Source organism: Acinetobacter sp. YH01008 (assembly GCF_013420435.1).
Lineage (GTDB): Bacteria > Pseudomonadota > Gammaproteobacteria > Pseudomonadales > Moraxellaceae > Acinetobacter > Acinetobacter pseudolwoffii.
In genome coordinates, this window is sequence record NZ_VOYD01000002.1 from 228,740 (window position 1) to 237,678 (window position 8,939).

The 8,939-nt window shown below is 44.2% G+C and carries 9 protein-coding genes and 1 tRNA gene; 1 reads left to right on the plus strand and 9 read right to left on the minus strand.

Going from position 1 to position 8,939, the window contains the following annotated elements; genetic code table 11:
• Positions 1-168: 168 nt before the first annotated feature.
• Positions 169-4,257 carry a DNA-directed RNA polymerase subunit beta gene (gene rpoB, locus FTT75_RS03055; RefSeq protein ID WP_100357923.1) on the minus strand — a complete coding sequence of 1,363 codons (4,089 nt, stop codon included), beginning with the start codon at positions 4,255-4,257 and terminating at the stop codon, positions 169-171.
• On the opposite strand from rpoB, the gene FTT75_RS03060 reads away from it, so the two are divergent.
• Positions 4,251-4,502: a hypothetical protein gene (locus tag FTT75_RS03060; RefSeq protein WP_034608820.1), complete on the plus strand. Its 252-nt coding sequence runs from the start codon at positions 4,251-4,253 to the stop codon at positions 4,500-4,502. The genes rpoB and FTT75_RS03060 overlap by 7 nt on opposite strands.
• A 63-nt stretch (positions 4,503-4,565) precedes the next feature.
• On the opposite strand, the gene rplL is transcribed toward FTT75_RS03060, so the two are convergent.
• The 8 genes from rplL to FTT75_RS03100 form a co-directional block, all read right to left on the minus strand.
• Entirely contained in the window at positions 4,566-4,931 is a 366-nt protein-coding gene (gene rplL / locus FTT75_RS03065; RefSeq protein ID WP_005095274.1) for a 50S ribosomal protein L7/L12, read from the minus strand.
• Between the two features lie 48 nt (positions 4,932-4,979).
• Complete coding sequence (gene rplJ / locus FTT75_RS03070) at positions 4,980-5,486, minus strand: 50S ribosomal protein L10 (RefSeq protein WP_005095272.1); 507 nt, start codon at positions 5,484-5,486, stop codon at positions 4,980-4,982.
• Between the two features lie 300 nt (positions 5,487-5,786).
• Positions 5,787-6,482, minus strand: coding sequence for a 50S ribosomal protein L1 (gene rplA, locus FTT75_RS03075; protein WP_005095271.1), 696 nt, complete (start codon positions 6,480-6,482; stop codon positions 5,787-5,789).
• Positions 6,483-6,485: 3 nt separating this feature from the next.
• Positions 6,486-6,914, minus strand: coding sequence for a 50S ribosomal protein L11 (gene rplK, locus FTT75_RS03080; protein WP_004278614.1), 429 nt, complete (start codon positions 6,912-6,914; stop codon positions 6,486-6,488).
• Positions 6,915-7,033: 119 nt separating this feature from the next.
• Positions 7,034-7,567, minus strand: a complete 534-nt coding sequence (nusG, locus tag FTT75_RS03085; protein ID WP_004278615.1) for a transcription termination/antitermination protein NusG — start codon at positions 7,565-7,567, stop codon at positions 7,034-7,036.
• A 7-nt stretch (positions 7,568-7,574) separates the two neighbouring features.
• A complete protein-coding gene (secE, locus tag FTT75_RS03090) occupies positions 7,575-8,015 on the minus strand; it encodes a preprotein translocase subunit SecE (protein ID WP_005095267.1) in 441 nt (146 codons plus the stop codon).
• A 74-nt stretch (positions 8,016-8,089) separates the two neighbouring features.
• Positions 8,090-8,165 (minus strand) — tRNA-Trp (locus FTT75_RS03095).
• A gap of 52 nt (positions 8,166-8,217) precedes the next feature.
• A partial coding sequence (locus FTT75_RS03100) for an EF-Tu/IF-2/RF-3 family GTPase (RefSeq protein WP_257230319.1) occupies positions 8,218-8,939 on the minus strand: 722 nt, incomplete at its 5' end.

Sequence of the window (8,939 nt, forward strand, 5' to 3'; positions counted from 1 at the left end):
CCGTGTGTCGAGGAGATTTTCACTTCTCGACTGGGTCACAAATATTGTTTTTAACTGAATTGGGAATCCCAAGAATCCCCCTAAATCCCCCTTTATAAAGAGGGACTTTCCCCTCTTTCTTAAAGAGGTGAGAAGCACTGCTTCGCAAGGGAGATTCAATGGAACTAATTAGTCACCATTTTTCAGTTCAATGTTGATACCTAAAGAACGGATCTCTTTGGTCAATACGTTGAACGATTCAGGCATACCCGGGTCCATATAATGGTTACCATCTACAATATTCTTGTAGATACGGGTACGGCCTTCAACGTCATCCGATTTCACAGTCAGCATTTCTTGTAGCGTATATGCTGCACCGTAAGCTTCTAGTGCCCAGACTTCCATCTCACCGAAACGCTGACCACCGAATTGTGCTTTACCACCCAGCGGCTGTTGCGTGACTAGAGAATAAGAACCAGTTGAACGCGCATGCATCTTGTCATCAACTAAGTGGTTCAGTTTCAGCATGTACATATAACCTACAGTTACTGGACGGTCGAAACGCTCACCAGTACGACCATCATATAATACTGTCTGACCAGTACTTGATAGACCTGCAAGTTGTAACAATTCTTTGATCTGACCTTCTTCAGCACCATCGAATACAGGTGTTGCCAAAGGCACACCAGCACGCAAGTTACCAGAAAGTTTCAAGATTTCATCATCAGTCAAGCTGTCAAGATCTTCTTGCTCGCCACCAACTTTGTTATAAATCTTGTCCAGGAAATCACGAAGCTCAAGTACAGTACGCTGTTCTTTCATCATCTTGTCGATTTGATCGCCAAGACCTTTGGCAGCCATACCTAAGTGAGTTTCAAGAATCTGACCCACGTTCATACGCGATGGTACGCCCAGCGGGTTCAGTACGATATCAACAGGTACACCATTGGCATCGTGTGGCATGTCTTCTACCGGCAAGATGTTTGATACAACACCTTTGTTACCGTGACGACCCGCCATCTTATCACCCGGCTGGATGCGACGTTTTACAGCAAGATAAACTTTAACTACTTTCAATACGCCAGTCGTCAGTTCATCGCCTGTAGAAAGTTTGCGTTTTTTCTCAGCAAATTTCTCGTCAATTTCGAAGCTCTTCTCTTTCAAGAACACTTGAATTTGAGTTAAACGTTCAGCAATTGCTTCATCAACTGGTTGAATTTCAAGAAGATCAACAAGCTCTAAACCAGACAACACGTCTTCAGACAGTTTGTCGCCACGTTTAGTTGTACCGCCACCATTCGACTCTTGGCCATTCAGTAGACGGATTACACGTTCACGTGCAGCTTCTTCGAAGATTTTGAATTCTTCTTTCAAGTCTTTACGGTATGCATCCAATTGCGCTTTTTCAATTGCTTGAGCACGTTCGTCTTTTTCAAGACCGTCACGTGTAAACACTTGAACGTCAATGACTGTACCTTTAGTACCTGATGGAACGCGTAAAGATGAATCTTTAACGTCAGCTGCTTTTTCACCGAAGATTGCACGAAGCAATTTTTCTTCCGGCGTTAGCTGCGTTTCACCTTTAGGCGTCACTTTACCAACAAGAATATCACCTGCTGTTACTTCAGCACCGATGTAAACAATACCTGATTCATCAAGTTTAGAAAGCGCTGCTTCACCCACATTCGGGATATCGGCCGTGATTTCTTCAGCACCAAGCTTAGTATCACGTGCGACACATGACAATTCCTGGATATGAATCGAGGTTAAACGGTCTTCTTGAAGTACACGCTCTGAAAGTAAGATCGAGTCTTCGTAGTTATAACCGTTCCAGGTCATGAATGCGACGCGCATGTTTTGACCAAGCGCTAGCTCACCGCCATCAGTCGATGGACCATCGGCCAATACATCACCACGACCCACTTTATCGCCCAGGTTCACCAGAACTTTCTGGTTGATACAGGTGTTTTGGTTTGAACGGGTGTATTTGATCAGGTTATAGATATCTACACCTGCCTCACCTGCGATCATCTCCTCTTCGTTCACACGAATGACTACACGAGATGCATCAACAAACTCGATACGACCACCACGCTGAGCGATCACACATACACCAGAGTCATGTGCTACGTTCGCTTCCATACCCGTACCTACGAGTGGTTTGTCAGCGATTAACGTAGGAACAGCCTGACGTTGCATGTTTGAACCCATCAATGCACGGTTGGCATCATCGTGTTCAAGGAACGGAATCAGTGACGCAGCCACAGATACAACCTGCTGAGCAGATACATCCATATGCGTTACTTTTTCCGGCGGCATGCGTACGAAGTCACCTTGGTGACGTACAGATACAACTTCTTCTAATAAATTACCATCAGCATCTACTGCAGAATCGGCCTGTGCAATCACAGTACCCACTTCTTCAATCGCAGACAGGTATTCAATGTCCATGGTTACACGGCCATCAACTACTTTACGGTAAGGCGTTTCCAAGAAACCGAAGTTGTTCGCTTTAGCATATACAGAAAGCGAGTTGATCAAACCAATGTTTGGACCTTCCGGCGTTTCAATTGGACATACACGACCGTAATGCGTTTGATGTACGTCACGTACTTCAAAGCCCGCACGTTCACGCGTCAAACCACCGGGACCAAGTGCTGATACACGACGCTTGTGCGTGATTTCAGACAACGGGTTGTTTTGATCCATGAACTGAGACAACTGGCTTGAACCAAAGAATTCTTTGATTGCAGCAGCAACAGGCTTCGCATTGATTAGATCTTGCGGAGACAGGTTATCTGTTTCAGCTTGAGATAAACGTTCTTTAACAGCACGTTCTACACGAACCAGACCGACACGGAATTGGTTCTCTGTCATTTCGCCCACAGAACGAACACGACGGTTACCCAAGTGATCGATATCGTCGACTTCACCTTTACCGTTACGGATTTCAACTAATGTTTTCAATACATCAGTGATATCTTCGTTCGAGAGAATACCTTCAACTTCACGCGACTTCTGGTCTGTACCCACTTCGTAAGGACGACCCAAACGACGGTTGAACTTCATACGACCGACTGGAGACAAGTCATAACGCTCAGAAGAGAAGAACAGGTTATTGAACAGGTTCTCAGCTGCTTCTTTGGTTGGTGGCTCGCCCGGACGCATGACTTTGTAGATTTCTACTAATGCTTCTTCACGAGTGGTCGTAGTATCTGCACGTAGAGAATCTGCAACGAATGAACCACGGTCGATATCATTGGTGAACAGAACATTAAACTGCTTCACGCCGCCTTCTGCAATTTTCACCATGACTTCATGGCTCAATACGGTATTTGCAGCAATCACGTCGCCATCTTTTAATGCGATGTCTTCAGCCGTGATACGCTCATACAAATACTCATCAGGCACTGCAAGTTTTTCAAGACCTGAAGCTTCCATCTGACGTACATGACGCGCGTTAATACGTTTACCTTGTTCAACGATTGCCTTGCCATCTTTATCCAAGATGTCAAATTGTGCCATTTCGCCGCGCAGACGTTCCGGCACCAAGTCAATTTGATAGCTACCCATGTCAAGATATACAGGGACTTTCTCGTAGAACATGTTGAGAATGTTTTCGTTGCTATAACCCAGCGCACGCAGCACCACAGTCGCAAGTAATTTACGACGACGGTCAATACGTACATAGACCAGGTCTTTGGCATCGAATTCAAAATCTAACCATGAACCACGGTAAGGAATGATACGCGCTGAATAAAGGACTTTACCACTTGAGTGAGTCTTACCTTTATCGTGGTCAAAGAATACGCCTGGTGAACGGTGTAATTGAGATACGATTACACGCTCGGTACCATTAATTACAAAGGTCCCGTTATCCGTCATCAATGGCATCTCGCCCATATAGACTTCTTGTTCACGTACGTCTTTAATTGACTTCGTTTCACGATCTTTCAGGATCAAACGAATTTTTACACGCATTGGTGCTGCATAAGTTGAGCCACGAAGAATACATTCGCGTACATCAAACTCAGGCTTACCAAGACTATACTCAACAAATTCTAAAGCAGCATTGCCAGAATAACTTTCTATAGGAAAAACTGAACGAAATGCGGCTTGGAGACCGATATCTTCGCGGTTTTTTGGTGATTTGCCATCTTGTAAGAACGTTCTGTACGAGTCGACTTGAATCGCGAGCAGGTACGGAGCATCCATAACGCTAGGCAATTTACCAAAATTCTTACGGATCCGTTTCTTTTCGGTATATGAGTATGCCATCTGGAGTCCTCGGAAAGTGTAAACCAAGCCCGCCTGCAGAACGGGCTCAGAAGGAATTACGCTGGCCGATATGGCCACCACTCTTTACAAATGCTGCAATTTTTAGTGGTATTAAAACGCTTATCAATATTTTTTTACTGAAAAATATTGGTAAACGTTTGTTCATTATGTTTATTTTTAATTTGTATGATTTTTATATCATGCAAACAAAAATCGAGCCGATTATTGTAACGCAAAAAGGCTGATGACCCAAGAGCCATCAGCCAATTTTTGGAGCTGATTATAAAAAAACCGGCTCCCTTAAGCTATTACTTAAGAGTAACTGTAGCACCAGCTTCTTCAAGTTTCTTCTTAAGTTCTTCGCCTTCTTCTTTAGAAACACCTTCTTTAAGAACTGTAGGAGCGCTTTCAACCATGTCTTTAGCTTCTTTCAAGCCAAGGCCAGTTGCTTCACGAACTGCTTTAATTACAGCAACTTTGTTTGCGCCAAAAGAAGTCAATTCAACATTGAATTCAGATTGCTCTTCAGCAGCAGCAGCAGCAGGACCAGCAGCAACAGCTACAGCAGCAGCAGAAACGTTGAATTTCTCTTCGAAAGCAGAAATAAGTTCAACAAGTTCAAGAACAGTTTTTTCAGCAACTGCGTTTAGGATTTCTTCGTTTGTTAAAGCCATGAGATTAACTCCAAATGGGTATTGAATGATGTGTGTGTAAGTTTGAGCTTAAGCAGCTTCTGACTCGTTTTTCTCTTGAAGCGCTGTAAGTAAGCGGCCCAATTTCGAAATAGGAGCTTGAAGAACGTTTGCAAGCATAGTAAGCGCTTTCTCTTGGTTCGGAAGATTCGCGATAACGCTAACTTCTTCGCCTTGATAAAGTTTGCCATCAAATGCAGCAGCTTTAAGTTCAAATGCTTTATTAGTTTTAGCGAATTCTTCGAACAAACGTGCAGCAGCACCCATGTCGTCTTCAGAAGTCGAGAAAGCTAAGATTGTTGGGCCAACAAGGTTGTCGTTCAAGATATTGAATTGAGTATCTTGAAGAGCGCGTTTAGCCAAAGTGTTACGCACGATACGTGTGTGAACACCTAGTTTACGAGCTTCAACGCGAAGAGCAGTTAATTGCTCAACAGTTAAACCTTGATAGTCAGCAACAACAGCAGCAAATGCAGTAGAAGCAACTTCAGTTACTTCAGCTACGATCTGTTTTTTGCCTTCGATAAGAAGAGCCATTGTAAAACCTCCTAACGGTGATTTATGTACTTACGCGAAGTACACTCCCAATTCGTTAATCCATCACTGGACTAACACGCGGAGGATGAACAAATCACACCACCGCGTCTACGCAGGCTGGACGATTAAGAGCGAAGCATAAAACTCCCCTCGCCCGCGGTCTTTGACGCTGATAAATTTTCATTTATCAATTCAAAGTTTGCCTAAGTTTGCAAAATACGACGGAGCGTTTCTTGCGTAAGTTTTAAAGCAGTGCTTTAAAACTTACTCAGGGCTTTAAAATTCTGTATAAGTCGAGACTTATTTAGAAACGTTTGCTACATCAACGATCAAACCAGGACCCATAGTTGAGCTCAAAGTGATCTTTTGAATGTATACGCCTTTAGAAGTCGCAGGTTTCAAACGTTTCAAGTCAGCAACAAGTGCTTCAACGTTTGAACGAACAGCTTCAGCAGTGAAACCTACTTGACCGATCGCAGCGTGGATAATACCCGCTTTGTCTACGCGGTAACGTGCTTGACCAGCTTTTGCATTTTTAACTGCAGTTGCTACGTCAGGAGTTACCGTACCCACTTTAGGGTTTGGCATTAAGCCACGTGGACCAAGGATCGTACCAAGTTTACCTACAACGCGCATTGCATCTGGAGCAGCAATTACAACGTCAAAGTCAAGGTTACCCGCTTGGATGCTTTCAGCAAGATCATCGAAACCAACAACGTCTGCGCCTTCAGCTTTAGCAGCTTCAGCAGCAGCGCCTTGAGCGAATACAGCTACACGTACAGTTTTACCCGTACCTGCAGGAAGTGTAGTCGCGCCACGAACAACTTGGTCAGATTTACGAGGATCAACACCTAGGTTTACCGCGATATCCAAAGATTCTTTGAATTTAGGAGCTGGAAGGCTCTCTAAAACTGCAACAGCTTCTTCTAGCGTGTAAACTTTGTGCGCTTCTACAGCAGCTACGATCGCTTTTTGACGTTTAGTTAATTTAGCCATGTCTTAAAGCTCCACTTCCAAGCCCATAGAACGCGCAGAACCAGCAATGGTACGTACACGTGCGTCTAAATCAGCACCAGTCAAATCTGGTTCTTTAGTAGTCGCGATTTCTTCGATTTGAGCACGAGTCAACTTACCAACTTTAGTTTTGTTAGGTACAGCTGAACCCTTCTGGATACCAGCAGCTTTCTTAAGAAGAACAGCAGCAGGTGGAGTTTTCATGATGAATGTGAACGACTTGTCGTTGTACACAGTGATCACGACTGGAATTGGTAGACCAGCTTCAACTTTTTGTGTCGCAGCATTGAATTCTTTACAGAATGCCATGATGTTCACACCACGTTGACCTAGTGCAGGACCAATCGGTGGAGATGGATTCGCTTTACCAGCTGGAACTTGCAGCTTGATATAGCCGTCAATCTTCTTAGCCATTTCAAATTACCTCTGGGTGCAAACGCCGGTGAAGGCTCCCCAATGATTTCAAGTAACGATACCGTTACAACAACAATGCCTGATTTGCACGCAAATCAGGCGTTTTCAACCCAAACCAATTAAACTGATTTTTCGACTTGACGAAATTCCAGTTCAACTTGAGTTGGACGGTTAAATACATTAATGGTCAGCGTTAAACGTGACTTTTCGTACTGAACTTCTTCCACCACACCTTTAAAGTCTGTGAATGGACCGTCAACTACGAGTAATTCTTCGCCTGGTTCAAACATCGTCTTAGGACGAGGTGCTTCACCAGTATTGCGTACACGCGCAAGAATCGCATCGGCTTCTTTTTGCGTAATTGGCGCCGGTTTTTCCGCCGTACCACCAATAAAGCCTAAAACTTTCGGACATTCTTTAACAATGTGCCAAGTATCATCGTTCATTTCCATTTCGACTAGAACATAGCCAGGAAAGAACTTGCGCTCTGATTTACGTTTCTTGCCATCCTTCATTTCTACCACTTCTTCGGTAGGAACCAGGACTTCACCAAAGCTATCGGCAACAGCGCTACGCTGGATTCGATCATTAAGCGAACGCATTACTTGTTTTTCATAACCTGAATAGGCATGAATAATGTACCAACGTTTCATAGCTCTCTTACCCGATAATAAACTTGATTAACCAGCCTAAAATATAATCGAAACACCATAAAACAATGGAGGTAATTACGACTACAACAAGAACTTGCCAAGATGTGGACACAGTCTCTTGCTTGGTAGGCCAGGTCACTCGACGGAGCTCGATTCGTGCATCTTTCAGCAGACGAATAAAGCCTTTGCCTTGATGGGTGGCGTATAATAAACCGAATGCTGCAACGATACAAGCCAAAATCACCCCAACACGCACCCAAATATCATTCGCAGGGGCCCAGTATGCTGGTAAATATTGGTTTACCATCATTGCACCAACCAATAAAATCAAGGCGATAACCCATAGAACCATGTCTAATGGAGAACCAGAACTTACATCTACTGCAGGATTATTTCTTTGAGGAATTGCCGCTTCGCCTAATGCGTCGCGTGATTTTTCATTCGACATTTTTGTACTCGTCGTAGGTTTCGCGACTTATTATATGACCAATTTTGCCGACATCAAGCGTCTTTTTCAAAACTTGGCAGGTCAGGAGGGACTCGAACCCCCAACATTCGGTTTTGGAGACCGACGCTCTACCAATTGAACTACTGACCTGCAAAATAACAAGTTGGAGCCGAAACCCCAACCCGTTTATCTTATTCTATGATTATGCAGTTACTTTAGCAACTACACCAGCACCCACTGTACGACCGCCTTCACGGATCGCAAAACGTAGACCTGGGTCCATTGCGATTGGGTGGATTAGCTCTACTGACATCTCAACGTTGTCACCAGGCATAACCATTTCCACGCCTTCTTTAAGCGCGATCGCACCAGTTACGTCCGTAGTACGGAAGTAGAACTGTGGACGGTAACCGTTAAGGAATGGAGTGTGACGACCACCTTCTTCTTTAGAAAGTACGTATACTTCCGCATCGAATTTAGTATGTGGCTTGATCGCACCTGGTTTAGTCAATACTTGACCACGTTGTACGTCTTCACGCTTAGTACCACGTAGAAGAACACCACAGTTCTCGCCTGCACGACCTTCGTCAAGCAATTTACGGAACATTTCAACGCCAGTAACTGTAGTTACTTGAGTATCACGGATACCAACGATTTCAACTGATTCGCCTACTTTAACAATACCAGTCTCTACACGGCCAGTTACTACTGTACCACGACCAGAAATTGAGAATACGTCTTCAATTGGCATAAGGAATGGAAGGTCGATTGCACGTTCTGGCTCTGGAATGTAAGAATCAAGTGCTTCAACCAGTGCAACAACAGCGTCTTCGCCATACTGACCAGCTTCACCGTTAAGTGCAGCAAGTGCAGAACCGCGGATTACTGGAGTGTCATCGCCCGGGAAGTCATAAGTAGAAAGAA